The organism is Lapidilactobacillus mulanensis (assembly GCF_003946215.1).
Taxonomy (GTDB): Bacteria; Bacillota; Bacilli; order Lactobacillales; family Lactobacillaceae; genus Lapidilactobacillus; species Lapidilactobacillus mulanensis.
The window spans coordinates 1-1,272 of sequence record NZ_RHOW01000105.1; the positions used below are offsets into that span (position 1 = coordinate 1).

Below are 1,272 nucleotides of genomic sequence, written 5' to 3' on the forward strand. Positions count from 1 at the left end.
TTAAGGATTAGTTTGATTTACGCATGAAAAAAGCGATATCTGTAAATTCAGATATCGCTCATAAATCGCCACCAACACTATTTGACAAAGACCCCTTTTTTCACGATCATATTTTTTAGTATGAAGCCAGTTGGGCATTACTCGTCACATTGATAATACGAGCGCCCGAATGTATCCGCCGAATCAATTGCAACATAACACTTGCAGGCACCGATATACAACCAGCCGTTGAACCAGCACCATTACAATGTAAAAAGAACGCAGAACCACCACCAACACCGTTACTATAGTTTAACGCGATTGCATAACGGTACTGAGTGGGATAATGACTTAAATGCTCATCTAAACTACTCGATTGATCGCGTTCCTGCCAAGTATTATATTGGGCATCTGCAGTGTTAGAGATCCAATAAGAACGCGATGTAATTTGACGATACGGTAACCCTGATCCTGGGTTACCGCCGGTTCCGAATGCTAAGGTTAATCCATAAGACCCACGCGGCGTGCGGCCCGATCCTTCTTGAGCGGTACCAACACCTTGGTAGCCAACACGACCAGAACTACTTAAAATTTGTTGCCAAACCGAATTAGTTTTTTCAAATAAATAAACCTGCGCATAGCTACCACTTGCGACAACCCCTACAATTTGATCACTGTAGCGTGCTGATGGACTTTTAGCAACAAATGCAGCAATACCTGTACTTGCTGGTTGAACGACTTTGGGTGGCGTTACGGGCTGTACTGGCGCACTTACTTGCGAGCTTGTACTCGGTTGACTTGCAGTCTTAACTGCTTCAGATTTTCTGGCAGCTTCGGCGCTAGCAGCCTGTTGACTGCTTAGTTCACTAGACCGCTTACTAGATTCGGCAATTGCCAGACTTGCTTTTTGCGTACTCGATAGACTGGCAGCACTTTTCTGAGAGGCAATTGATTTTTGTCTGGCTTTCTGACTTGCCTGATGCCTCTCTTTCAACTTTTCCGATGCCTTTTTACTGCTCGCCGCTGATTTTGCTGCTTGAGCACTCGTTTTCGACTTACTATTACCCCCGCAACCAGCTAAACTGATAACAGCAAGTATACCAATTAAAACAATGCCTAGCTTTAATTTCATTATTTCCCAACTTCCCCCGAGCATGATCTACTTAGTTGAGTGCAAAATCATGCTTAATTTGAAAAATTAATCAGCAAAAATAGCGCCGAAAAAAGAAGGCTATACTCCTACTTAAGTAGACAAGCAAATAATCAAAGCTTGTACACTTAGGAAGGAGTTTT

The 1,272-nt window shown here is 43.0% G+C and carries 1 protein-coding gene; it reads right to left on the bottom strand.

Annotated elements, in window-relative coordinates:
* Nucleotides 1-115: 115 nt before the first annotated feature.
* Entirely contained in the window at nt 116-1,111 is a 996-nt protein-coding gene (locus tag EKM67_RS10710) for a L,D-transpeptidase family protein (protein ID WP_164506659.1), read from the bottom strand.
* Between the last annotated feature and the right edge of the window lie 161 nt (nt 1,112-1,272).

Coding starts and splice junctions, on each gene's coding strand:
- EKM67_RS10710 (WP_164506659.1), bottom strand. CDS start 1,111: ATGAAATTAAAGCTAGGCATTGTTTTAATTGGTATACTTGCTGTTATC.